21 protein-coding genes and 3 tRNA genes are annotated in these 25,353 nt (G+C 42.1%); 6 read left to right on the top strand and 18 right to left on the bottom strand.

What is annotated here, in order from left to right; genetic code table 11:
• Window positions 1–197: 197 nt before the first annotated feature.
• Window positions 198–1,394 carry a DUF819 domain-containing protein gene (locus B3L97_RS00290; protein ID WP_286847580.1) on the bottom strand — a complete coding sequence of 399 codons (1,197 nt, stop codon included), beginning with the start codon at window positions 1,392–1,394 and terminating at the stop codon, window positions 198–200.
• Between the two features lie 170 nt (window positions 1,395–1,564).
• Complete coding sequence (locus B3L97_RS00285) at window positions 1,565–1,753, bottom strand: DUF3870 domain-containing protein (protein WP_286932996.1); 189 nt, start codon at window positions 1,751–1,753, stop codon at window positions 1,565–1,567.
• A 330-nt stretch (window positions 1,754–2,083) separates the two neighbouring features.
• On the opposite strand from B3L97_RS00285, the gene B3L97_RS00280 reads away from it, so the two are divergent.
• The 4 genes from B3L97_RS00280 (at window position 2,084) to B3L97_RS00265 (ending at window position 7,735) form a co-directional block, all read left to right on the top strand.
• Window positions 2,084–2,635, top strand: coding sequence for a LemA family protein (locus tag B3L97_RS00280; RefSeq protein ID WP_286847581.1), 552 nt, complete (start codon window positions 2,084–2,086; stop codon window positions 2,633–2,635).
• Window positions 2,589–4,607 carry a DUF2207 domain-containing protein gene (locus B3L97_RS00275; RefSeq protein WP_286932993.1) on the top strand — a complete coding sequence of 673 codons (2,019 nt, stop codon included), beginning with the start codon at window positions 2,589–2,591 and terminating at the stop codon, window positions 4,605–4,607. The genes B3L97_RS00280 and B3L97_RS00275 overlap by 47 nt, the downstream gene beginning before the upstream one ends.
• 167 nt (window positions 4,608–4,774) lie before the next feature.
• Complete coding sequence (locus B3L97_RS00270; RefSeq protein WP_286932991.1) at window positions 4,775–5,761, top strand: TAXI family TRAP transporter solute-binding subunit; 987 nt, start codon at window positions 4,775–4,777, stop codon at window positions 5,759–5,761.
• Window positions 5,762–5,854: 93 nt separating this feature from the next.
• The gene (locus B3L97_RS00265) at window positions 5,855–7,735 is read left to right on the top strand and encodes a TRAP transporter permease (protein WP_286932988.1); all 1,881 of its coding nucleotides are present in this window, start codon (window positions 5,855–5,857) and stop codon (window positions 7,733–7,735) included.
• A gap of 82 nt (window positions 7,736–7,817) precedes the next feature.
• Here the strand turns inward: B3L97_RS00265 and B3L97_RS00260 are convergent, their stop codons facing one another.
• The 4 genes from B3L97_RS00260 to B3L97_RS00245 form a co-directional block, all read right to left on the bottom strand.
• Window positions 7,818–8,900, bottom strand: a complete 1,083-nt coding sequence (locus B3L97_RS00260; protein ID WP_286932987.1) for an ABC transporter ATP-binding protein — start codon at window positions 8,898–8,900, stop codon at window positions 7,818–7,820.
• 3 nt (window positions 8,901–8,903) lie between these two features.
• Window positions 8,904–10,577 (bottom strand): ABC transporter permease, encoded by a 1,674-nt coding sequence (locus tag B3L97_RS00255; RefSeq protein ID WP_286847585.1) that lies wholly within the window; start codon window positions 10,575–10,577, stop codon window positions 8,904–8,906.
• Window positions 10,561–11,574 (bottom strand): ABC transporter substrate-binding protein, encoded by a 1,014-nt coding sequence (locus tag B3L97_RS00250; RefSeq protein ID WP_286847586.1) that lies wholly within the window; start codon window positions 11,572–11,574, stop codon window positions 10,561–10,563. The genes B3L97_RS00255 and B3L97_RS00250 overlap by 17 nt, the downstream gene beginning before the upstream one ends.
• A 134-nt stretch (window positions 11,575–11,708) precedes the next feature.
• Window positions 11,709–12,038, bottom strand: coding sequence for a metallopeptidase family protein (locus B3L97_RS00245; protein WP_286847587.1), 330 nt, complete (start codon window positions 12,036–12,038; stop codon window positions 11,709–11,711).
• 192 nt (window positions 12,039–12,230) lie between these two features.
• Here B3L97_RS00245 and B3L97_RS00240 point away from each other — a divergent pair, with 192 nt between their 5' ends.
• On the top strand, window positions 12,231–12,698 hold the full coding sequence (locus B3L97_RS00240; protein ID WP_286932985.1) for a pyridoxamine 5'-phosphate oxidase family protein: 468 nt from the start codon (window positions 12,231–12,233) through the stop codon (window positions 12,696–12,698).
• A gap of 445 nt (window positions 12,699–13,143) precedes the next feature.
• On the opposite strand, the gene B3L97_RS00235 is transcribed toward B3L97_RS00240, so the two are convergent.
• Together B3L97_RS00235 and B3L97_RS00230 are read right to left on the bottom strand one after the other, a co-directional pair.
• A tRNA-Pro gene (locus tag B3L97_RS00235) sits at window positions 13,144–13,221 on the bottom strand.
• 19 nt (window positions 13,222–13,240) lie between these two features.
• A tRNA-Ala gene (locus B3L97_RS00230) sits at window positions 13,241–13,315 on the bottom strand.
• 138 nt (window positions 13,316–13,453) lie between these two features.
• Between B3L97_RS00230 and B3L97_RS00225 the strand changes: the two genes are divergently transcribed.
• The gene (locus B3L97_RS00225; protein WP_286932983.1) at window positions 13,454–15,157 is read left to right on the top strand and encodes an Rqc2 family fibronectin-binding protein; all 1,704 of its coding nucleotides are present in this window, start codon (window positions 13,454–13,456) and stop codon (window positions 15,155–15,157) included.
• Here B3L97_RS00225 and B3L97_RS00220 read toward each other — a convergent pair.
• From B3L97_RS00220 to B3L97_RS00175, 10 genes are all read right to left on the bottom strand, one after another.
• A complete protein-coding gene (locus B3L97_RS00220; protein WP_286932982.1) occupies window positions 15,090–16,073 on the bottom strand; it encodes an RluA family pseudouridine synthase in 984 nt (327 codons plus the stop codon). The two genes, B3L97_RS00225 and B3L97_RS00220, sit on opposite strands and share 68 nt — an antisense overlap.
• Window positions 16,074–16,152: 79 nt before the next feature.
• Window positions 16,153–18,933, bottom strand: coding sequence for an isoleucine--tRNA ligase (gene ileS, locus B3L97_RS00215; RefSeq protein WP_286932980.1), 2,781 nt, complete (start codon window positions 18,931–18,933; stop codon window positions 16,153–16,155).
• A 102-nt stretch (window positions 18,934–19,035) separates the two neighbouring features.
• Entirely contained in the window at window positions 19,036–21,006 is a 1,971-nt protein-coding gene (locus tag B3L97_RS00210) for a TRAP transporter permease (protein WP_286847592.1), read from the bottom strand.
• Window positions 21,007–21,062: 56 nt separating this feature from the next.
• Window positions 21,063–21,569 carry a DUF1850 domain-containing protein gene (locus B3L97_RS00205; RefSeq protein ID WP_286932977.1) on the bottom strand — a complete coding sequence of 169 codons (507 nt, stop codon included), beginning with the start codon at window positions 21,567–21,569 and terminating at the stop codon, window positions 21,063–21,065.
• A gap of 135 nt (window positions 21,570–21,704) precedes the next feature.
• A tRNA-Arg gene (locus B3L97_RS00200) sits at window positions 21,705–21,780 on the bottom strand.
• A gap of 51 nt (window positions 21,781–21,831) precedes the next feature.
• Window positions 21,832–22,761, bottom strand: a complete 930-nt coding sequence (gene ribF, locus B3L97_RS00195) for a riboflavin biosynthesis protein RibF (RefSeq protein ID WP_286932976.1) — start codon at window positions 22,759–22,761, stop codon at window positions 21,832–21,834.
• Between the two features lie 12 nt (window positions 22,762–22,773).
• A complete protein-coding gene (truB, locus tag B3L97_RS00190; protein ID WP_286847594.1) occupies window positions 22,774–23,685 on the bottom strand; it encodes a tRNA pseudouridine(55) synthase TruB in 912 nt (303 codons plus the stop codon).
• Window positions 23,678–24,661, bottom strand: a complete 984-nt coding sequence (locus B3L97_RS00185) for a DHH family phosphoesterase (protein WP_286847595.1) — start codon at window positions 24,659–24,661, stop codon at window positions 23,678–23,680. The genes truB and B3L97_RS00185 overlap by 8 nt, the downstream gene beginning before the upstream one ends.
• On the bottom strand, window positions 24,651–25,037 hold the full coding sequence (gene rbfA, locus B3L97_RS00180; RefSeq protein ID WP_286847596.1) for a 30S ribosome-binding factor RbfA: 387 nt from the start codon (window positions 25,035–25,037) through the stop codon (window positions 24,651–24,653). The genes B3L97_RS00185 and rbfA overlap by 11 nt, the downstream gene beginning before the upstream one ends.
• On the bottom strand, window positions 25,009–25,350 hold the full coding sequence (locus B3L97_RS00175) for a DUF503 domain-containing protein (RefSeq protein WP_286932975.1): 342 nt from the start codon (window positions 25,348–25,350) through the stop codon (window positions 25,009–25,011). The genes rbfA and B3L97_RS00175 overlap by 29 nt, the downstream gene beginning before the upstream one ends.
• Window positions 25,351–25,353 lie beyond the last annotated feature (3 nt).

Below are 25,353 nucleotides of genomic sequence, written 5' to 3'. Positions count from 1 at the left end.
ACCATATGACCGGCATTCCTGCAACCTTTTTTTGGGCCTGTTTTTTAAAGAAATAAGGTGTAGGCCGTCGCTGTAGAATTCTCTAGACCCCATCTTATGTTGAGATGTTAGGCGAATCTACAACTGACATGAATAATAATGATTGAGGTAGAATTAAGATAATACGTTGCAGTTACAAGGCCGTCTAAATTCCCGCTCTAAACTCCTGCGATGAGAGAAAGTATTTTAGCCACAAAAAGACCTCCCCACGTGCCCACAACATATCCCATAAGAGCCATAAGGACTCCTATGGGAACTAAAGTTTCCTTGTATGCCGCTGCAATAATGGGAGCTGCTGCAACTGCTCCAATATTGGCTAAACTTGCTACAGCACACGTAAAAAGATCAAGCTTGATAATTTTAGCTATGATAGCCATAAGCAATGCATGGATTCCTAGAATAACAAAACCGGCTGCTAAGTAGTAAGGGGCATCAGTGAGTTCTTTAAAAGAGGCTCGGGAAGCGATAAGGCAAATAATAATGTAGAGCATGGTTAGAGATACAGGAGATGAACCAGGGATGCTGTTCATGGGTGTCATGGCACATAAGATGCCGAGGAAAGTTGCTACGATGATAGTAACCGTACTTACCGACAGGAAATCGCTCTTCCCAAAAATGTTAATAAGCATAGGCGATATAACTGAAGCAACATGACTTGATATGGCAGAAACAAAAAGGCCGGAACCTACTAATAGGGCTAAGTCTGCTGTTTCCATTTTCGTGCGAGTATTTTCTTTGATTTCAGAAAGCATTGTGCCTACAGAATCAATGAGGGAAGTATCAGTTTTCGTCCATTTGTTGAAGATTTTTGCATAGGGAACAGTAGCAAGGAGAAGAATAACCCAGATAGAATAGTTTACATTATCTACGAGAAGTGTATATCCCATAGCAGAGTCGCTGATGCCCAGGGCCCCCTGAATGGCCACCATATTGGCTGTCCCTCCTATCCAACTTCCAGCCAAAGCTCCCCATGTTTTCCACGATTCTGGAGGGAATCCATTTTTCATAAGGAGAAACATCACCACGAACCCGACCATAATGGTGATAGTTGCAGAGAAAAAACCGATGAGCATCCGAGGGCCTAGTTTGAGGATCTTTCTTATATCACATCGCAGCAACATAACGAAAATCATCGCAGGGATAAGATTGCCCCTTACTACTCGATAAGTAGCCTTAATGCTGTCATTATTTTCCCATAGCCCGACTGTAGCAAAAATCATACATGAAAGGTAAAGAATAACAGGAGGTGGCACATACTTGAAAAACGTGGAGTCCTTAAATTTCATTTCTAAAGCTGAGACAATTCCAGCAAAACAAACCAAGAACGCAAAATATGTGAAACCATTGGTGATCACTATAAACCCCTCCTTATAACGAAATATTGAGACTGCTTTTGGAGTTGAAACTTCAACAAAAAAATCCAACAGTTGCCGGCACTTACACGCCAGTAACCGCTGGATTTTATCCCCTGATATCCGTGAGCCAAACTCAAACGAACGTTAAGGACAAAGCAGCTCTATCTTTATTATGTTTTTCGTGGAGCAGTGACCTCTTTATACTTCTTTATTGCGTCTCGGTATGCTACAATAATGGCTTTTTGAGAAGATCCAAAATATCGTGCCTGCACATCAGAAACAATAATCTCTTCATCTTGAACCAAACGACGTCCTAAAAAAATACCCTGGACAAAACTTTCCGTCACTTTAAGGGTCATAGAAACACCACAATCAAGAATCTCTTCTGTATCCTTCAACAAGATGAAAGAGATAAAAACGCACCAAATTGTTGATTAATCGGATTTAAACTAGTCGTTTGGGAGTTCCCTACTATGAGAATAGAGTTCTCCGGATATTTTGTATTATTCGACATAATGAAATTTTACCATGCCCTTATCGTTTCTGTCTACCTTGCTAAACTTCTAAAGACGGATCTCGAATCATTATGTTATAAATTCAACTGTCAATTGAACAAAATGCAACTCCCCCCTATTTGAGGTAAAATAAATAAAAAGTTTTTTGATTTTTTAAGCGAAGGGGGAATATTTATGGTAGTGTTGCTTGTAATTCTTGCCTTTATAGTCCTCATAGTTCTTGGGGCCATTTCTATTTATAATAGACTTGTTCGTCTGGACAATCTGAAAAATGAAGCTTGGAGCGGTATTGATGTGCAGCTTAAACGACGCTTTGATCTTATTCCCAATCTTGTGGAAACGGTAAAAGGATACGCTACTCATGAACAAGAAGTTTTTGAGCGGGTCACAGAAGCACGAGCGTCTATAACTAGAGCCTATACAGTTAGGGAACGAGCGGAATCAGAAAATATGCTTTCTGGAGCGCTCAAATCTCTTTTTGCGGTGGCAGAAAATTATCCCACCTTGAAAGCAAATACAAATTTCCTTCAACTACAAGAACAACTTTCTTCTCTGGAGAATGATATCCAAATGTCTCGTAGATACTATAATGGTGCAGCTCGAGACTACAATATTGCTATCTCTACATTTCCTGCAGTGCTCATAGCACGAAACTTTGGCTACGGGAAAGCTGATTACTTTGAAGCAGCAGAAGAGACACGAACAACACCCCAAGTATCATTTTGATATTCTCAGTATGAAGAGAGGGCTTTTTGTAAAAGGGCTTTATAAAGCTGTCCTTTCTTTCTTTTTGTTTGTCTTTCTGGCATTTCCAGTGAGAGCAGAAGAAAAGATTCTTTTGTTTTCTTCTGCTGCCGCAGTAAAATCTGATTCCTCTCTTGAAGTGAGAGAAAATATTACAGTAGCTGTGGAAGGCAAAAGTATTCGGCGGGGGATATTTCGCGATTTTCCTACTATCTATAAGGGAGCGTCAGGGCGAACTGTGCGCGTAGATTTTTGGGTGAAAGAGGCGCTACTTAATGGTAACGAGGTTCCTTATAGAACTGAACCTCGTTCCAATGGAGTTCGCATCTATTTGGGTGATCCTGATAAGCTTGCACCTTTAGGGACGCAAACCTATTCTCTTTCTTATGTAACAACAGGTCAAATTGGTTTTTGGGGAGAGTACGATGAACTTTACTGGAATGTTACGGGCAACGATTGGGCATTTCCCATAGAAAAGGTAATTTTTTCTGTTACCCTTCCCGAAAAGGTCTCTTTTCTATCGGTAGATATTTATACTGGCTTCCAAGGCGAGAGAGGAAAAGATGCTAGGCTTCTTCCTGACGGATCAGTAGAAACAACAAGGCGTCTTTTGCCAAATGAAGGTCTCACGGTGGCTTACTCATGGGCTAAAGGCGTAGTATTCCCTCCAAAGCAGCCCCTTCGATATACTTTCTTCGATAAATTCGGCATCTGGTTTTTTTTAGTCACACCTCTTCTCCTCTTAACTTATTATGTGATAGTGTGGCGACGATGGGGAAAAGACCCCCTTCGGAAACCGGTAATCCCCCTCTTCTATCCTCCCGAGGAGTTAGGCCCAGGATTTTTAAGATATGTAAAGCAAATGGGAATGGATAATGTTTGTTTCACAGCCGAAATTCTTAATCTTGCTGTAAAAGGCTTTATTGTCATAGAGGAATTAACTTTAGAGGAAGCAATGGAACGTTTGAGACAAGTAGGAGAGAACGGTGTTCTCAAGGGAATCGTAGCTCTTTCTTCTAAATTGGCTGGAAGACGATATTCATTAAGACTTGTAAAGGAACGAGCTCTTTTTGAAAATTTTTCCTCAGAAGAAAAAATTCTTCTCTCTAGCCTCTTTGGTAACGGGAGGGAGGAATTATTGCTTCGGCAAAGTAATTATAAAATTTTAGAAGAAGCTCGCGAGAGGTTGGAGCAATATTACAGACAGTCTGCAAAGCCGCTTTTCTCAAAGAATACTCTCCTGTGGGCCGGAGGTTTTTTTATTCCCCTCTCTTTCTTTCTACTTCTCAGATGGGGTGGACAAATTCAACTTGCAGCTTTCTTAATGGGAGGGACAGGAGCACTTATGGTCATTGGTTCTGTTATTTTATCTGCTTGGAGAGGATTTCATAGAAAAAGGCGATTTATACCCCAAATTATTACTATTATCATGCTTTCATTATTTTTTTCTAGCCTTGCGGGGAGTTTCTTGTTTACACTGAGTAGTGCGAAAAAATCTATGCTTTTACTTCCTCTAGCCATTGCGGCTATAGCTCTTGTTTTTCGAAAGTTAATAACAGTTCGGACAGAGAGAGGCAATGATATCCTTGGTGTAGCTGAGGGACTTGCCATGTACATAAATACAGCAGAGCGGCACCGACTAGAAATGTTCAATCCTCCGGAGGAAACACCGGAAGTTTTTGAGCGCCTGCTTCCCTACGCTTTTGCCCTCGATGGAGCAGAAACATGGGCAAATCGATTTAATGAGTTACTTCGGAAAAAAGAATATCATTCCACATGGTATGTGGGGAAAGACGCTTCTATTTTTTATACCGGAGAAGGAATATCTGATATCACATCATCTGTGGCTAATTCCATCGCCTCGTCTTCTGTAGTGCCGGGCTCTTCTAGCGGAAGGGGTGGCGGCGGTTTCGCCGGTGGCGGTGGCGGCGGTGGTGGTGGTGGTGGCTGGTAGGTCCCTCCCTTTTTTTTGGCAATAGCAGTTAAAGGGGCTCTAAAAAGTACAAACAATTGAATTGACAATACCTCTGAAGAAAGATATATTCCTCATTAAATACAGGAGGAAGTAAAACAATTGGGATTTATTGTTACTTTCTTCAAATCTAAAAGGGAGGGTCTTAATTGAAAAAGTTCATCGTTTTCTGCCTTGCCTTATTCTGTATGCTTACGGCTTCAATGGCTGCTGCTGATTCTCCGTCTCAGCTTCGTTTTATGGCGGGACCTCCGGGAGGCAACTGGTTTGCTCTAGGTGGTGCCCTAGCTGATCTCTGGTCCCATGACACAATCCCTACGACGAGTATCACAGGTGGTGCTGTTGCCAATATTATCAATGCTGATAAGGGCAAAGGCGATCTGGGTTTCTCTAATACGTCCATGGTTGCCGTAGCCCAGAAAGGCGCTGGTGCTCCTTTCGAAACTCCCGTTGACAATGCGACGATCTTAGCAAACCTATACACTCAATATACCTATTTCATTGCTCGCAAAGATTTTGTAGAAAAACATAACATAAAATCCTTGGATGATCTGGTAGCTCGGAAAATCCCAACTCGTTTTGCTACGTTGAAGACTGGTACAGGATCTGAGTTCATCGTCAATGGCATTTTTAAGTCTGGCTTTGGGCTTGACTACCGCGAAGCTCTTAAAGAATGGGGTGGCTCTGTAGAGTATGCTTCTTACTCTGGTGGAGCAGATCTCATTGCCGATAATCATCTAGATGTATTTGCCTTCTCAGTGGGCAAAATTGCTTCTATTGTTATGCAAATTGAGAGCCAGACCGATATCGTTATATTGGGAATGGAACAAGAAACTCTCGATAAGGTGGGATCAGTCTACGGTACTGTAACATTTACGGTAGATCCTGGTATCTATAAGTCAGTTACCGATACGCCTATTAAGGTGGTAGGAGACTACACCTGTATCGTGGTACGTAACGACTTGGATGAAAAAATTGTTTATGATCTCTGCAAAACGATGTATGAAAACCAAGAAACTCTATCTAAGGCTGTTGTAGATATGAAGGAGTTAAATCCTGCGACAGCAATTCCTGCAGCTCCTATTAAAAGTCATTCCGGAGCTACGAAATATTGGGCAGAGGTCGCTGCGAAATAAAATTAGGGGATGTTGCACATTCTTGACAACTAAAGGCGGGCTTCAAGCCCGCCTTTATCGTTCATGTTTTGTTGGAGAGGAGGTTGTTTTTTAATGAGAAAACTTGATGGCATTGTGGCAAAGGTTCTATATGTCTACATTCTAGCTATGGGATTTTTTCATCTCTACACAGCTGTTTTTGGATCTTTTGAGGCCTACCTCCAACGGGCAATTCACCTCACTTGGGTGTTGCCTATGGCTTTCGTGATCTATCCCTTCAAATCTTTAAAAAAAGGCCAGCTTCCTGAAACAAAAGTCCCTTGGTACGATTGGATATTAGCTGTAGCATCAGCTATTCCGGGTTTGTATATTGTAATGAACTATGAACAAATCATGATGCGCATGCAGGGTGTTGACGATCTCACTGCTGTCCAATTAGTTCTTGGTACGTTACTGATCATATTGTTATTGGAAGCAACGCGCCGTATTGTAGGGCTGCCTCTTGTGATTGTAGCAGTGATTTTTACAGTCTATACCTACGTATGTGACGCTAGTTTTCTCCCTACAGCACTTCGTGGTGTCCCTACAGAATTTGATAGGATCATAGAAGGGATGTTTCTCACAGATGAGGGAATTTTCTCGTCATCTTTGGGAGTATCAGCAACTTTCGTTATGATCTTTCTCATTTTTGGTGGGTTCCTTGAAAAGAGTGGTGTCGGCGAATATTTTATGGAGTTTGCACAAGCCTTTACGGGAACAGCAGCTGGAGGTCCCGCGAAAATAGCTGTGGTTAGCTCTGCTCTCTTTGGATCCATTTCTGGCTCTGCTGTGGCTAATGTCTATGCTACAGGTTCTTTTACAATTCCTTTGATGAAACGTATTGGCTATAAACCCCATTTTGCGGCTGCTGTGGAAGCTGTTGCCAGCTCTGGAGGACAGCTTATGCCCCCAATTATGGGTGCAGGGGCATTTGTTATGGCTGCCCTTTTAGGTGTCCCGTTCAACAAAATCATGGTTGCTGCTATCCTCCCCTCTTTATTCTATTATGGAGCAGTACTCTTAATGGTTCACCTCGCTGCCGTGAGAGATGGGCTTAAGGGACTTCCTGCAAAAGATCTTCCCTCTAAAAAAGCTGTACTCAAAAAACTCTACATGATGTCACCAATTGTTCTCTTAGTTTATATGCTTCTAGCGGGATATACCCCAATGTATGGGGCTATTTCGGGTATTGTTTTGGCATGGGGTATGTCTCTTCTCGACCCCGCCAAACGCATGGGGCCTAAACAAGTTATAGAGGCTATTCACGATGGAGCCAAAAATATCCCTATTATTTGTACAGCATGTGCCTCTGCAGGGTTAGTAGTTGGTTCCGTGGCTTTATCGGGCATTGGGTTTAAGTTTGTCGGTGCTGTTATTGGAATTGCTCGTGGAAATTCTTTCCTAGCATTGATCCTTATCGCCTTGGTTTCTCTAATTCTTGGCATGGGGTTGCCTACTACTAGCGCATATATTCTTGGAGCAGCGTTAGGTGTACCGGCCCTTGTGAAAATGGGCTTTCTGCCCTTAGCAGCACATCTATTCGTATTCTACTACGCTATTGTATCCAACATAACTCCACCAGTGGCTCTTGCTGCTTATGCTGCTGCATCCATCGCAGATTCGTCACCTAATAAGACAGGTTTTACAGCCTGTAGATTAGGTATCCTGGCTTTTATTGTACCTTTTGCCTTTTGTTACGATTCAGGCCTTATCCTTCAGGGTTCTTTGATGGAGAACCTTATGTCTGTACTTAGTGGCGTAGGGGCACTTACTGGAATAGGATTTGCTTTGACAGGTTATGCTCGTGGACCTCTACCTTTATGGCATAGAGCCGCTTTTGTTGTTTCTGCTCTCGCAGCCCTTTATCGACAACCTTTAGTCTCTATAGTTAGTGTGATACTCACATTAGTTTTATTTTTGTTTTCTAGGCCTAAACCTATTGAAGTTTCCAATTAATACGTCCTGTAAGTAAACATAAATGCAGGAGGATGGCATAAAAGAGCCACTTCCTGTATTTATGTTTTGTGTTAATAGTTTCTTATACTGGCAAAGTCATGACATCCAGAGGATTTATACGAAGCCCGACACTGTCTCCTTCAGAGAATATGGGGATGTCTCTGGAATAAGGTTCAAAAGCATGAATGAGGTTGCCTGGTTCTATTTCTATAGCATATTCCATTTTATCTCCAACAAAGACCCTGCTCAGCACTCGTCCTTTTAATATAGAACCCTCAGGAGGGCCTAAACGAACAGACTCGGGCCGAACTACAAGAGCCACTTCTTCCCCTTCTTTAAAGCGTTTTTTTTCATTGTTACGAATAGCCATTACATGCCCGTAAATAAAAATATCCATTTCTTTATCTCGAAAAGCCTTGACCTGCCCCTTAAATATGTTGGCCTGTCCGATAAAGTCAGCAACAAAAAGAGTTGCAGGGTTTGCATAGAGTTCAAAAGGAGTGGCAACTTGTTCCACTTTCCCCTTATTGAGGACTACAATTCTATCAGCTATAGAGAGGGCTTCCTTTTGATCGTGAGTAACGTAGATACACGTGATACCCAGTTTCTTTTGCAACTGACGAATTTCAGCGCGCATATATATTCGTAGTTTCGCATCGAGGTTGGATAGGGGTTCATCCATTAACAAAACGTTAGGATTAGTAACAAAAACTCGAGCCAAGGCTACGCGTTGCTGTTCTCCACCTGAAAGTTGGTTAGGGAAACGATTTTCAACTTCTTCAAGTCCTACCATATGAAGGACTTGAGCTACAAGCTTTTTCCTCTCTTCTTGAGAAACACCCCGAATTTTCAATCCATAAGCCACATTATCGAAAATATTCATATGGGGGAAAAGAGCGTAATTTTGGAAAACGAACCCAATCTTTCGTTTGTTCACTGCCATTTCGGTGATATCTTCCCCATCGATCAAAACGCGCCCTTCAGTAGGTCTCTCAAAACCAGCTATCATTCGCAAGATCGTTGTTTTTCCACAACCAGAGGGGCCTAATAACGTAACAAGTTCTCCAGATTTGACATGAAGATTAACGTTATCTACTGCTTTAAAAGCTTCTTTTCCTCTGTGAAAAATTTTTGATAAATTGTGGAGAGAAATGGAGAGAGACATTTCTTACGGCCTCCTCAACTGACGGTAATAATTTGGGTAGATGATATGAAACAAAACTGCTATAGCCCCTATAGCGATAAAAACAATAAGTACTAGAACTACTGAAAAGGCTGCTGCCTGAGCGAAGAGAAGTTCAGTAATACACTCAAGAATACGGATGGTCAGCAAGCTCCAACGCACCGATACTAAAAATATTGTGGCACTGACAGCTGTCATGGAAACCACAAAAAGGTAGCGCATACCTGTGATAACTGCGGGCATAATCAATGGCAGTGTTACCCTGAAAAAAGTTGTAAATCGAGAAGCTCCAAGGCTTAAAGAAGCCTCCTCTATAGAAGGATCTATTTGCTGCAACGATGCTATTGTAGCTCTTATTCCCGTAGCATCATAACGAGAAACACAAAGAGCAACAATAATAGACATGGTACCGGTGAGCACTATGGGGCCCGAGTTAAAGGCTACGGCATAAGCAATACCTATAACTGTTCCGGGCAAGACGTAGTTTAGGAGGGACGTAAACTCTAATGTTTTTCTCCAAGGAAGATCTTTACGATTTATCAAGTAGCCGGTAGTTACTCCTATGGCACTACCTATAAAGGTCGATATAACAGCTATAAGAACTGTATCTTTTACAGCTTTCCACCCTACCGTGAAAACATAGACATAGTTTTCTAGGGTAAAGCTATTATCTACCCCCCACACTTTCATTAAAGATCCTAAAAAGATAATGGAATAGAGGAATATTATAAATAACGTTATAGCTGAAATAATTATCAACATAAGTGTCTCTGCAAAAAATCCTCCTCCCTTGACAACAGAAGGGGCTCCAGCTTTACCTGTAATTGTTATATAACTACGTTGCTCCACCCAGTAGTGTTGCAGCAAATATACTAGAAGAGCGGGGACCAACAGTATAAAAGAAATGGTGGCTCCACCCTGGATATCGTACATGCCCGTAATCTGCAAGTAGGCTTGAGTAGTTAGTACTGGAAAGGTATGATCTGCCATTACTAGCGGTGTGGCAAAATCTGCCAGAGAGCTTCCAAATAAGAGCAGGAAAGCATTAGCAAGCCCTGGTATGCTCAGTGGTAATGTTACAGTTCGGAAAGTCCCCCATGGAGTATTGCCCATGCTCATGGCAGCATCTTCTAAGTTAGGGTCAATGGCTTTGAGCACTGCGGTAAGAGTCAAAAATGCTACGGGGAAATATGTGAGAGTTTCAGCTATCCACGTTCCCCAAAAGCCGTATATATTAAAATCTGGTGCGTGAAGTAATTTCAATAACAAACCGTTAGGCCCTAACACCATAGTAAGAGCAATGCTGCTCGTAAAAGGTGGTGAAACAAAAGGAAGCACAACAACAGCTCCCAAAAACCACTTGACAGGTCGGGGCAAGGGTATCCTCGTTACTGCGAAAGCAAAGAGAAATCCTATAAAGGTTCCTGTAGTGGCCACAGCCGCAGCTAGTGCGAGGCTATTAAAAAAGGCTTTACGATTGTACCAGCTCGTAAGTACCTTTATCAGGTTTATTAAGCTTGCTCCGCCATCAGTGGTAAAGACTATATAGATCAACCGCACTAATGGGTAGAGTACGAAGAGCCCTAAAAACCCCCATAGCCCTACCCAAAGTGGTACGAGTGCGGGATCAAGTCTTGTAGATTTATCGAAGGACCTCATTTATCCAGCGCTCAACGAGGCGATCGCGGTTATCTCCAGCCCACTTAATATCTAGGGGGAGCACGTTAACCTTCGACATATCCAGCCCTGGATTAGAAATTTTCACATCGGGATTGCTGGGAATCAGATTGATTTGGCTTCCCTCATAAATTCTCTGCATCCGTTCTGTGGAGGCCCAATCCAGAAATTTTTTTGCAAGGTCTGGACTTTTAGCTCCCTTTACAAGAGCCATAGCCTCTATCCCAGCTACAACACCTTCCTTGGGATAGCTAATAGTCACATCGTAGCCTTTCTGTTGCATTTCAAGGGCATCTACAAGGAAGAAGATGCCACCTGCAGCCTGTCCTCTTGCTATAGGCAATGCACCACCGGCACCGCTTTTAGTATAGATTTGAACGTTGTCGTTGAGTTTCTTCTGGTATATATAAGCTTCATCTTCGCCCATAGCTTCGATAATACTAAGAATACGATACATAGCAGTTCCAGATGTTCTGGCATCAGCCATCTGAAGCTGGCTCTTGTATTCTGGGCGGAGTAGATCTTGCCAAGATGTGGGGGCTTCCACATTGTGATCTTTTAAAAATTTGGTATTGAACATAAAGCAGATAGGATCTATTGCAACACCAGTCCAATATCCATCAGTATCTTTAAATGTGTCTGGAATACGTTCGGCCCCTTGTGGCTTATAAGGCTCAAATAGCCCCTTAGGAATGCCATTGACGAAAGCTTCAGCCATATTCCCAAAAACAACATCGACCTGAGGATTTTTCTGCTCTGCTTCCAGCCTGGCTTGCACTTCTCCAGAAGAAAATCTCATCCAATTCACTTTAATGCCTGTATCTTTTGTAAAAGCACTGAATATTGCTTGAGCATATCGCTCAGACCATATGGTATACGCATTGAGTTCTGGTTGCGCTGCTGTAGCAATGCCCGATAAGAGAATAGTTCCTAAAATAGCGAGGGTAACTACTTTACCCATAACACCGTTCTTTTCCATGTTGCACACTCTCCTCTTTGTCTATTGTTTCTATAAATTTAATATAGCGGTTAACCCTCTTACTCTCTATATCCAGATATGGGCTAAAAAACAAGGAATGTGGCTCTATCAAGGCATGCTATCAAAAAAGTTTTTTAAAAAGTTTGTCTCTCTTCTTCTGAAAGGTAATCAACTCCTGCTAGGGATTCTATATGATGACGAAGTTCATGAATAATAGTATCCTCTATTTCCTTTCCCCATTCTTCTAAAGAAGCGCCCTCTAATATGTCGACAAAAGATCCGTAATAAAGAAGGATGGTCTTCCCCATAAAGGGATCCTCCACATATTCCCCCATTATCAGACTTTCAGCCTCTTCTTTTTTCTCGTCAAGAACAATAATTCCTCCGTTAAGCTGCTTAAAAAGCTCTCTTGGCAATTCTTCCACGATCTCATTTGTCGTTTTACGAAACTTATTAATATTCATGTCTGAATGCCTCCAGAAGGATTTTTTAAAATTATATCCTATCTCCTCGTTAATCTTGACAATGCCACTTTAAGAAGATAATGTTGCCAATAATATTCTACAAATTAAACATCGCATGAAGGGCGGATATTACTTCTTCAGGGAAGGGGCCTCTGTCCTGAAGAAGCTAACCAAAAGGGGGGATGTAACCGTATGTTTAAAGAAATGAGACGTAAAGACCGGGAACTTTCTAATAAAGAGGCTCTGGCACTGCTTGAATTGGGAAACTATATGGTGTTTTCTACCCTTTCGCAGGACGGATATAGTTATGGGGTTCCTCTCCATTATGTTTTCATAAACAACACCATATATTTTCACTGCGCTATGGAAGGGCACAAACTTGAAAATGTCGCCCACAACGACAAAGTGTCAATTTGTGTGATTGGTAAAGTTGAAGTAGTGCCGGAAAAGTTCGCTACGAACTACGAGAGTGTCATAGCTTTCGGAAGGGCTAAAGAAATACTCGGCGAAGAAAAAGAATGGGCATTGAACGCCCTCATCGCGAAATATTCACCGGAGCATATCTCTGAAGGGAGAGAATATATAAAACGAGCTTCCGACAAAACAAAAGTTATAGGCATTACTCTTGAAAGGATTACCGGAAAGGCTAGAAGGGGCTAAAAGTTAATATCTTTAAAGGGCTTTAGTTTTTTAGTCGGATGTTGTAGGTTACGGGGGCTATCCCTTTTTGTGAAAGGTGTTTCAGCAGGCAATCACGACAAGCGTCGCTCGGCGCTCTGGGGTATCTTTTGAAAAAAGCCTAACATTTTCGACGTATCCCTTAATTGTATAAGGGGCGGCTTGTTCAGCCCTTCGTAAGGCTATGAAACGCCGTAGGGTAAATCTCCAAGTTTGAGGCGCAACCGACTTAATGTTAACCACTGTGGCATGGTGGCAGATTCCATGCTATTATTCCCCTCTTCAATGCAAGGTTTTGACATGGAAAATCCGCTTGTTTTTGACCCCCTGCCAGGGGTTTTCCCGAGTCTTTTTGGGGAAAGTCAGGAAAAGGTTAAAAGACATGAAAAATGGGTACTGTCTATATTCAGTACCCATTATCTATTCTTGGTCGGGGCGAAAGGATTCGAACCTTCGACCCCCTGCTCCCAAAGCAGGTGCGCTAACCAGACTGCGCTACGCCCCGACATCCTATACCTATTATATGGTGGAGCTGGGGGGATTTGAACCCCCGGCCTCTTCCGTGCGAAGGAAGCGCGCTCCCCCTGCGCTACAGCCCCATATGGCCAACGGCGATTATTGTAATGATGGGGAGAGATATTGTCAAGGTGCTCTCTACCAAAAGAAGCCCCCTCTTGCTCATTATACCCTTATTCCTTAAAATGAACCTTCTAGAACGTAGAAAAGAAGGGGAAATTATGACGTACGGTCCAGAATTAGTATATGCGTGGTGTAGAGAACTTCTTAAAAAAACAATCAATCAACGAATTACCAAGGCAGAAGGGGCTGAAAATTGGGTTACATTGCGTTTCTCACAGCTTCCTACTCCTTTTTTTGTAACGTGGGACCCTCGGTACTATGGATGTGGATGGGTTACAAATGAAGATATAGGTATTTTAGGCCGTTTTTCTACGGGAAAATCCCGTTTTGTTGAGGCTTTGAAGAGCCATCTCCTGCGTTGCGAACTTATAGATGTGAAACAACTTGATTTCGATCGAGTTCTGGTGCTTTCCTTTTCCAGAACTGTAGGAGCAGGATTCCATGTCCAGAAAAAATTAGTTATAGAGTTTATGGAAAGAAATAGCAATATGATTCTTCTTGATGAAAATAACGTTATTATTGACTGCGCAAAACATATACATCCAGACGTTAACCGTTATAGAACTATCGCCCCTTCGTATTCTTACGTTTCTCCTCCTCCCCTTCAAGGGAGAACCATAACAGAACTTTCTGCTTCGACAATAACACCAGAGGTTGTTTCTGAGATAAAAGGCTTAGGAAAAGGACTTCGACAGTATATTAGTGAGCATTGGGCTATAAAATTACCCTCTGAATGGATGCAGATTCTCAATTCTATTTATGACGTGGCGCCAAGAGAAAGTTCCGTTATGCAATATTTAAATTCATACCTCACCATCTTTCCTTTCTTGCTGCTAGGAGCTACTCCCGTAGTAACACAAGAGGCTCTTCATGCGGGGAGGTTGTGTATGTTCTATCCTCTGCTAAAAGAGAAAAGCAAGAATCTTAAAAGGGGAACGTTGAAACTCTTAAAAAAAGAAACCCGTTCTTTAAAACGTCATTTACAAGGTGTGGAAAAGCAAAAACGAGAGGCGGGAAAAGCTGATTGGTATAAAAATTGTGGAGATTTGATTCTAGCCAATATCAGGGCTATTCCGTATAGAGCAGGTATGGTTCGCCTTTCCGGATGGTCTGAAGAGGGGGAAATTTCTTTGGAAATACCATTGGATCCTGATAAAAACCCCTCTGATAATGCTGCATGGTTTTTTAAAAAATATAAAAAAGCAAAAGGGAATCTTCTTGAAATAGAAAAGAACATTTTGAAGTTGAAAGATAAAATAGAGGACTTAGAAGAACAAATCGATGTTCTCTCAGACCTTGAAATTCCAACAGTCATTGATTCAGTATGTAGAGATATCCAAGGATGGGTTCTCCCTACTCAGAAAAAGGCTAAAAAGGGGAGAAAGGAAGCTCCTAAACCCCCTCATTTAAGGATTGAATATGAAGATGCTCAGGTACTGGTAGGGCTCAATGCGAAAGGGAATCGCCATGTTACCTTCAGAGAGGCTGGATCTGAAGATATTTGGCTACACGTGCATGAAATTCCAGGTTCTCATGTGATTATAAAAGGTTTTACCGGAACGAAAGAGGACCTTGAAGGATCCTTTCTTCTCCTTTTGGCAGCCTCACTAGCGGCTTATTTCAGCAAAGCTAGACATACATCAAAAGTACAAATAGATTATACAGAGAGAAAACATGTGCGGCATATACCAGGGGGGGCTCCAGCACATGTTACCTATACTCATCCTTTTACTGTTATGGCAAATCCAATGGACTGGAAAGAGTTTTTTGAAGAAAAAGGCGTAATTCTTGAGGAAGAGTGACTCTAAAAAAAAGCTTTTCCCCCGAAGATGGATGGGCAAAGGCTAATTGCCATGCGTGAAGGAAAATGCGTTCTGCTTTACGTTTCAGGCTTTGTTTCGTTCCATATAAAGTGTCTCCCACTAAAGGACAGCCTATAGCTTTCAAGTGAACTCGAATTTGGTGAGTTCGTCCTGTGAGGAGGTGACATTGAATGAGACTTAGGCCTTTATGGGTCCACAGTACCTTATATTCCGTTATGGCAGGACGTCCGTTTGAGATAATAGCCATTTTTGTACGATTACGAACGCTACGCCCTATGGGCGCATTGATAAAACCAGAAATAGAAGAAGGCTTCCCTACAGCAAGGGCCAAATATACCTTCTTAACTTCTCTCGAATGGAATTGATGCTGAAGATTCAAGAGAGCTTTCTCATTTCTAGCAACTACAATAAGTCCTGAAGTGCCTTCATCGAGACGATGAACAATGCCTGGGCGAGTTGTATCTCCAAATTTTCCTATATCAGGATATTTATATAAAAGCCCGTGTACTAAAGTTCCGTGCCAATTGCCTGGAGCTGGGTGGACTACCACACCTGAAGGTTTGTTGATAACTAAAATATCTTTATCTTCATAGATGGTATCAAAAGAGACAGGTTCTGGCTCCACTTCAAGTTTTTCAACGGGAGGCAAACAGACTGAGATCTCTATATCTCCAGAGAGCTTTAATGCGGGTTTTACTTTTCGTTGGGAATCTGTTATTCGAATGTTTCCGGAAGATATAAGCTTTTGTGCGTAATTTCGTGTGATTCCTAACTCTGAAGCAAGAAAAACATCCAAGCGCATCTCTAGTTTCGCTTCGCTGGGATTTAGAACTATAAGTTGTTCATGGTTGTTTTCTTCCAGAAAATCCTCATTTTCATAGTTTGTTTCTTGCATAAGAATCGCTCCTGTAAAAATACCAGAGGCGGAATGAACTCCGCCTCTGGTAGGTAACTCTATCATGTTTTGTATTTTTTTATTCCCCTACCACTTCAGTGCAACGAGGGCACAAACCATTTTCATTATGCTTTTCCGAGAATTTCCAGCACCTTGGGCACTTTTCTCCTAAAGCTTTGTCTACACCTATAACTAGACCTGTCTCCTCATCTTCCCATACTATGGCACAAGACGAAACAGTTTCAACCCATTTAAAGTCAGAAACGATGGCAAACATTGCCCAGTCCTCTGAAGAAAAGGCCGCATCAGTATATTCTTTTTTCTTCTGTACCTCTACTCTTGCTTCGAGAGCATGTCCAATAATACCAGACGTTCTTGCTGTTTCGAGAGCTCTACTAACGGCTCCTCTCACAACGAGAACCTGCTGCCACTTTTCTTCCAAAGAAGGATCTATTTGAGTAGAATCGATTTCCGGCCAATCTGAGAGAAAAACACTCTTCGGCAAAGTGCTATCAATTTTTCTCATCTCCTGCCAGATTTCTTCAGCAGTGAAACTGAGGATTGGGGCAAGCATGCGAGTCATGACATTAAGTATTTGCCACATAGCTGTCTGACAACCACGGCGAGAAACAGAATCAGTAGCATCTGCATAAAGCCGGTCTTTACTTACGTCTAAAAAGAAAGAACTCAGCTCGTTTACGCAGAACTGATGGATCACAAAAGTGGGAATATGAAATTCGTAGTTCTCAAATCCCTGCGTGGAACGATCGATCACTCCGTTAAGAACAGAAAGCACCCACTTATCTATTTCCAGCAAGTCATTATAAGCCACGGTATCTTTTGCAGGATCGAAGTCTGTTAAGTTCCCAAGTAGATAACGAGCCGTATTCCGGATACGTCTGTAAGATTCTGTCAAATTATTGATGATTCCCTGAGAGATCCGAATATCGTTTCGATAGTCGGTAGAAGCGACCCATAGTCGTAGAATATCAGCTCCGTATTTATCGATAACTTCCTGAGGCCGGATGATATTCCCTATAGATTTCGACATTTTTTTGCCTTCCCCATCTACGATGAACCCATGGGTCAAAACACTCTTATAGGGGGCCTTATCGCGAATAGCAACAGACGTTAACAACGAGGTTTGGAACCAGCCACGGTGCTGATCACTGCCCTCTAGGTAGAGATCGGCAGGCCATCGCAACTCGGGGCGAGTCTCAAGCACTGCAAAGTGACTGACTCCAGAGTCAAACCATACGTCCATAATATTTTTATCTTTAGAGAGGTTATGGCTTCCGCAATGAGGGCAGACAGCGAGATCTCCTAACAGCTCTTGGGCAGAAAGTTCCCACCAAATATTCGTTCCTCCCGTTCTCACCTTGTCCTGAATTACACGAATAAGTTCCGGTTTCAGAATAAGCTCGCCACAATCATCACAATAAAACGCCGGGATAGGAACGCCCCAGACTCGCTGCCGGCTAATGCACCAGTCAGATCGGTCTCGTACCATGTTGTAAATTCTGTCTTTTCCCCAATCGGGGATCCAATTCACGTTGTTTTCAATAATTTTAAGAGCTTCATCTCTAAAGTCCGCTACAGATATGAACCACTGTTCAGTGGATCGGAAGATAACAGGTTTCTTACATCTCCAACAATGCGGATAGGAGTGTACTATCTTCCCCTGTCCAAGTAGCCTCCCATTTTCAGTTAAGACACCGAGGACTTTTTTAGCTCCTTCATCTAGAGAGAGACCACCAACAAGAGGGGTATCTTTAAAGAAGTGTCCACTCTCATCTACGGGGTTGTATATATCTATACCGTACCGAACCCCAGTCTCATAGTCTTCCACTCCGTGGCCAGGTGCAGTATGTACGCATCCGGTGCCTGTGTCGAGAAGAACATAATCAGCCAGCACAATGGGTGTTTTCCTTTCAACGTAAAAGGGGTGAACTGCTAATTCATTCTCTAATTCTCTTCCTTTACACGTGTATAAAACACGACCAAACTCCAGACCTGTTTCTTTTGACACAGATTCAAGAAGTTCTTGGGCTAATAAGTATACTTTATCGCCACTTTCCACAAAAACATAGTCATATCCAGGACCGATAGCAACAGCCATGCTAGCAGGAAGGGTCCAAGGTGTTGTTGTCCACACTACAACATTAACATCTCGGTCCTGTAGCACCTCTATTTTCTTTCCAATCTCGGGCAAAGAGTAGGCTATGAAGACAGAAGGAGATGTTTCATCCCAATATTCAATTTCAGCTGCTGCCAGAGCTGTCTGACAATCAATGCACCAATATACCGGCTTGTGTCCTTTGTATACCAACCCTTTTTCTACGAGGTCTGCAAAAGCCCCTAGTTGCGCTGCCTCGTACCCCGGCTTCAAAGTGATATAAGGATTTTCCCAGTCGCCAAGAGCTCCTAGGCGGATAAAATCATTCCGCTGAATATCCAGAAACTCATGAGCATATTTTTCGCATTTTTTTCTCAATTCCAAAGGATCAACAGTATCCTTTGATAGGCCATGAGTTCTAAGAACGTGAAGCTCTATAGGAAGACCATGAGTATCCCATCCAGGAACATAGGGAGCAAAATATCCCTTCATCATCTTATATTTGGGAATAAAATCTTTTAATATTTTGTTAAAAGCCGTTCCTATATGTATATTCCCATTGGCATAAGGGGGTCCATCATGAAGAATGAAGGACTCTTTCCCTTCCTGTTTTTTTAACATCTCGTGGTAAACATCAATATCTTTCCAGAACCTCAAAAATTCGGGCTCGCGTTTCGCCAAATTGGCCCTCATAGGGAAAGACGTCTGAGGGAGTTTGAGAGTATCCTTGTAGTCTTTTGCCAAAATATATACCTCCTTTCAAATAGGAAAACGCCGTCTCCATAAAGCAGAGACGGCAATTTTATAACTTGTAGATTCTAACACAACTTTGATTCTTATGAAATGCTATCCTGCCGGCTCAATCTCTTTTCCCGCTTTTTTTACCTGGATAAAATGGGTAATTATCAAAATAATCAACCCTAACATGTCACTTTGCCATCCAGGTATCAACAATCCAAGAGCTCCTCCTAAAGCGATAAGTCGCAACCACCAAGCCATTTTTGTTTTGTAGAATCCTATAGTACTCATACCAAGGAGGAATACACCTAGTATAGCTGTAATAATGGCTAAGGTAAATGGCCATGGTTTGAAACCGACGAGAACAAGCATTGGATTATATACATAAATAAATGGAACAAGGAAACCCGCGAGAGCCAACTTAACAGCCGTAACTCCTGTGCGCATAGGGTCAGCTCCAGCTATTCCAGCTCCTGCATACGCTGCTAAAGCTACGGGGGGGCTCAAATCAGCTGCTATACCGAAATAAAGGACAAACATATAGGCTGCCATAGGTGGAACATTGAGTTGAAAAAGCGCTGGCGCTGCGATAGTGCTTGTGACAATAAAATTAGCTGTTGTTGGAAGGCCTGCGCCGAGCAAGATACAGGCTATCATAGTTAATACTAATGTAAATAAAAGATTACCACCTGCGATAGTGACAATAGCACTTGCTATTCGTAACCCCAACCCCGTAAGGGTGGCCGTTCCTACTACGATACCTACTGTAGCACAAGCACAGGCTACACCTAGCGCACCTTTTGCTCCACTTTCCAACGCCATTTTTAGCTTAGGCAACGTTAAGCGAGTTTCTTTGTTGAAAAAAGAGATAATAACTGTAGCGATAATTCCATTATAAGCTGCTTTTAAGGGAGTGTACCCAGCGAGGAGGAAATAGATGATCACGACGAGCGGGATAAGCAAATGTCCCTTGCCTCTCAATAATTTGAAAAGGTTAGGAAGTTTTTCTCGAGGTAATCCTCGTAACCCAAGTCTCGTTGCTTCAAAATGGACCTGTACCATAACTGCAAAATAGTACAGGAGCGCAGGAACGACAGCGGCTAGGGCAACTTCAACATAAGGTACGCCCATAAATTGAGCCATAATAAAAGCGGCAGCTCCCATAACAGGAGGCATAATCTGTCCCCCTGTCGAGGCTACTGCTTCTACAGCCCCGGCAAAATAAGGTTTGTATCCCACACTTTTCATGAGAGGGATAGTGAACATGCCTGTAGTACATACATTGGCCACAGAAGATCCTGAAACAGATCCCATCAAGCCTGAGCTTAGCACGGCTACTTTGGCTGGTCCCCCTGTAGCTCCACCAGCCAGGGCCATCGCAAGATCAATAATAAAACGCCCCATTCCAGTTTGTTCCAATACGGATCCGAACAAAATAAACATAAACACAAAGGTAGCTGATACGCCTAGAGGAATACCAAAAACTCCTTCTGTGCCTAAATACATATGGTTGATAATTCGAGTGATATTAAATCCTCGATGTTGAAAAATTTGAGGAAAAGATCTACCAAAGTAGCAATAAATGAGGAAGAAAATAGCAATACATGGCAATACCGGACTCGATACTCTTCGTGTCGCTTCGAGAAGAAGAGCTATGCCGATAAAGCCTACAGCAATATCCATACTTGTAGGGAGCCCTGCTCTATTCACCATTTCTTCGAATTCTACAACAAGATAAAGCGTAGCAAAGGCCGCGAGAACAGCAAAAACAAAATCATACCACGGGACACTGTTTTTACTGCTCTTTGCTGTTGCAGGATAAAGTAGAAAAACAAGTACGAGTACAAATGCGAGATGCGTAGCTCCCTGCTTCATAGCTAAAAGCAAGCCAAAACCTGCAGTGTAGAGATGGAAAAGAGACATTCCAACTGCCAAAACGGTAACAAATACTGCTTGCCATCCAGAAAGATCACGATATCTTGCTTCTGTGTCGAATTGGCGCCGAAGTTCATCAAGGTCGATAATAGAGATTGGTTCAGTTACAAGGTCTGGATTAACATTGTTGTTTTTTTCATCCAAAAATCTCCACCTCCAGTCTTTTTCGTTCCTCTAGGTTGCTTTATTTAGAGAGGTATTTAAAGCAAAGAAGATTCTTTCTTAAAAAACAAAGGAGATTGTGTGATTTTCAAATAAAGGACTCTGTCTGGTACAATCTCAAACAGATTCACTTTTCCAGTGATCTCTGAAGAAATCCAATTACGACCTAACTCTTTATTCCCTATACGAACTGCTAATTGTTCCCAACGATATGTACTTCCACGTATTATCATCCAATCTTTTTCCATAAAAAAATGACTACGCAAAGGAGCTTCTGTTGGTAACCCTGCATTATGTGATCGGAACCGTTCTTCCCATAACCATAATTGTGGCCCTGAAACAACATAAATGTCTTCCACAGGAGTTTGCTCTACTGAATGTACATAGCCCATGGAAAATCTTGTTCCAGACGGTATTACTGCCGAAAATACCTCACGGTCTTTTGTGTATAGAGAAAGCTTGTAAACAGGGGCAAATGTTATAAAAAGAATTGAAGAGACAAGGGTTAAAATTAGAATTTTTAGAATTCGGCAATTTTTCGTCAATTGTCCCCCCTTCCGATTTTTCAGTCTTTTCAACAGGCCACAAAAAGGATTATACTCGCATTACATATTGTTTGACAACTGAAATACGGAATCAAACGAAGAATGGGCCTAAAAGCCCGATATCTGAAAGTTATATGGCGGACCTGAGGCGATTCGAACGCCTGACCTACGGCTTAGGAGGCCGTCGCTCTATCCACTGAGCTACAGGCCCGCTCGGGACGGCGATTATGTTATCACGAGGCTGGGAAGAGTGCAACTATCACTATGAGCGGCAGTATTTTGCAAAATGTAGGTATAGATCGTGCTCTTTTGCAAAATTTTTCTCAAAGAGCTTTACTGAAAGTTCCGTATCGGAAGCTAGTTGGGTTGATAAAGCTTGGCGATTAGGGAAACGTCGCTCACCCCGTAAATATTCTTCTACAAATACCAGAATTTTTTTATAATAAAGATCTCCATAAAAGCCTGCGATATGAACTTCTATGCGGAGGCTTTTTACGTCTGGAAATGTGGGATTTGAACCAATATTTAGGGCCCCTGGATAACATTTCCCATCCACGATAACCGTAGCAGCATAGACTCCGGAAGGAGGAATTATTTTGTGTGAGGGAACATTCATGTTCGCTGTGGGGAAACCGAGTTCTCGACCTCGGCGATGACCTGGAATAATCTCCTGATACATAAAAAACGGATATCCTAGAAGATATTTTGCCATCTGCATACGACCAGATAGCACTTCCCCCCTAACGACTGTACTACTTACTGCTAAGCCATCTATTTCAAGAGTAGGTACGGGAGAGAAAAAAAGTCTATTATTATGGCAATACTCTCTAAGAAGTGAAATATTGCCCTTTCTTCCTGCACCAAAACGGAAATTTTCGCCTACAACAATGCCTGTTAAGTGGACTTTGCTTTCAAGAAAATCAAGAAACTCAAAAGGGGATAAGGAAGCAAAACGCTCATCAAATGGAACCCACAGAATGTGAGGAATATCGAGTGCCGATACTATGATTTTTTTCTCTTCTTCTGAAAACAGCAAGAAAAGCCGTCTGGGATTAAAAACAAACTGAGGATGAGGAGAGAATGTAACTACGCCCCATTGGTCATTTTGTTCTCTTGACAGACGCGCCGCTTCTTTAAGAAGTAATTGATGCCCTTTATGAAAACCGTCAAAAGCTCCTATTACTTGGATCATCAAATTATCCCTCTAAAAAATATTTGTCCGAGGACGAAAGAAAGTGTTAGTTTCAATTAATTCTAAAGTTCCTAGGGAAAAAAGTTTTTTCCCTAGGACACATATAGCAATGTTCGTTGGGACAGGACCTCTCGAAATAGGAAGCATCTCCTTAATTCTTATTTTTAACCCATTTTTTATATTTTCTTCTTGTATCGTATTTGCTTCATAAATAGTGAAGTGTGCAGCAAAGTCTTGAAGAGATAAGGTCTTGTTCAAGACTTCCTCCCAATTATATTGTTCTGCTTCCTGATAAGAAAGAGCGCTTTCTAACTTCATGGTTCCTGTAGAAAGTCGTATCAGCTCCGTAACTGTGGCTCCACATCCCAGTTTTTCTCCGAGATCTCGCACGATACTCCGAATATACGTACCTTTATGACACCGAACAAACAGAGAGATTTCCCCTTCTTTCGATATATTCGATATACGCCGAATAAAGGAGACGGTAACTGGACGAGGGGCTAGGATTGGCGAGCACCCACCACGTTTGAGATCAGAAGCTCTTTTCCCTTGAATTTTAATGGCAGAAACTGTGGGAGGCAGTTGCATCCGCATCCCTTGAAAAGCAGGTAATATGGCATCTATTTTTTCGGAAGTTATGTGAGAGAAAGAGGATTGACTCACTATTTCTCCTGAATAATCAAGAGTTGATGTAGATACCCCCAATTTTAAGGTCACTTTATACTCTTTAGGCAGCATCATAACATAATCAGAGAGACGAGTGGCATTTCCCAACAAGATAACGAGAAGGCCAGAAGCCGTAGAGTCTAGAGTTCCACCATGTCCTACCTTTACCCTTTTAGGGAACTTAGTTCGAAGGAGGTGAACGCAAGAAGCACTTCGGATTCCCGTAGGTTTATTCAATAGCAAAATCGAACTAACCATCCATATCCTCCGTAATAACACGGATGATATGTTTTTTGGCCTCTTCCAGCGAAAGGGAAAGTTGACAACCAGCGGCTTGTTTATGCCCTCCTCCGCCAAAACGATGAGCTACTTTTTGCGCAGAAATTTCTCCACGGGAACGAAGGCTTATTCGAATTCGATCTTTTTCTTCCACAAGAAGTACTGCAAAAACCACGTCTTTTACCTTAAGTAGCTCGTTGACCAAGCCTTCAGTATCGGCTGGGTCGGAGTTGAGGCATGAAAAATCTTCAAGAGTTATCCAAGAAAGGCAGGCTTTTCTTACATTTCCAAACAAACACGTTCTTTCGAAAACTCTTCCCCATAAATGAAGGCTTTGCAGAGGTTGATTATAAAATATCTTTTGACTCATTTCTGCGGGGGGAACACCTCTCCTGATAAGATCTGCCGCTGCCTCATGAGTACGGGGAGACGTGGATGAAAAAGAAAAATTTCCACTATCTGTAACGATAGCGGTATAAAGCCCTAGAGCTGATTGGAAACTATATCCTGTCGAAGAGATTAAGAAAAGGCTCCATAAAATTTCTCCAAGGGAAGAAGATGTTTCATCTACGTAATAGTAGTCACCAAATAAAGTATTATCACCGTGGTGATCTATATTTATGAAAGTACACATATTTTGCAGTTCCTGGATATTAGATACAGATCGTTCTATGTTACTTATGTCTAAAAATATGATGGAAGTTTTTCCTTCCACTGGCGGCAAATGATTATCAAAAACCTGGTATTCGTCCCCAAAAGGGAGAAACGCATACGTATCAGGCAGAGGATCAGGACCTCCCCAAATAACACGTTTCCCCCTCTCTTTTCCATGAACTACAAGAGCCGACGCTGAACCGAGAGCATCGCCGTCTGGCTTTTGGTGGGTTAGTATCACCCAAGAGGATGATGCATTTAAAATGGAATATAAATCCCCAAGGCTTATATTACTCCTCACGTTCATCCACTCCGTTAGTATCAGAAGAAGGATTAGTCTCTTCTTTTAAACTGTCCAAAAGAGCATCAATCCGTCGTCCATAATCTACAGAAGGATCAATAGTGAAGCGAATTTCAGGAATTTTCCGAAGACGTAACTTCTTCCCCAACATGCTGCGCAAGGGACCTGCTACACTCTCTAGAGCCTTAAATACTACCTTACGCTGTTTCGGCTCAAGAGTAATAAAATAAACTACTGCAAATTCGAGATCTTTAGAACATTCGACCTCGGTTATGATAGCTTCTTTAGCTGTTTCATTTTTAATTTTATACTCCAGAAGCATGCTTATCTCTCGCTGGAGTTGTTTGTTAATTCTCTGCATCCGGTAATTCGTCATACTTATCGACCTCTTGCCAATAATGAACAATTACGAAAGTCGACATATCCTCTTCTTTTTGTAGAAAATTCCAAATCGCATCTATGCGTTCTTCACACATAGTATATGTAGTTCCTACAAGAGAAAAGGCTAAAAAAACTTGATCCCATCGACCTTCAGGACCTATATCGACAACGGATACATTCCATCGTCGGCGAATCCTATCTATTAACGACCGAACTACTTGCCGTCGTTCTTTTATGCTTCGACACCCAGGTATGTCTATTTCTACCTGGAACACCCCTACATAGGGGTATAACTCATTCTGTTTCATATA

This window comes from Aminobacterium sp. UBA4834 (assembly GCF_002400205.1).
Classification (GTDB): domain Bacteria; phylum Synergistota; class Synergistia; order Synergistales; family Aminobacteriaceae; genus Aminobacterium; species Aminobacterium mobile.
The sequence above is the reverse complement of the archived record's forward strand: the minus strand, read 5'-3'. Positions and strand labels throughout refer to the sequence as shown.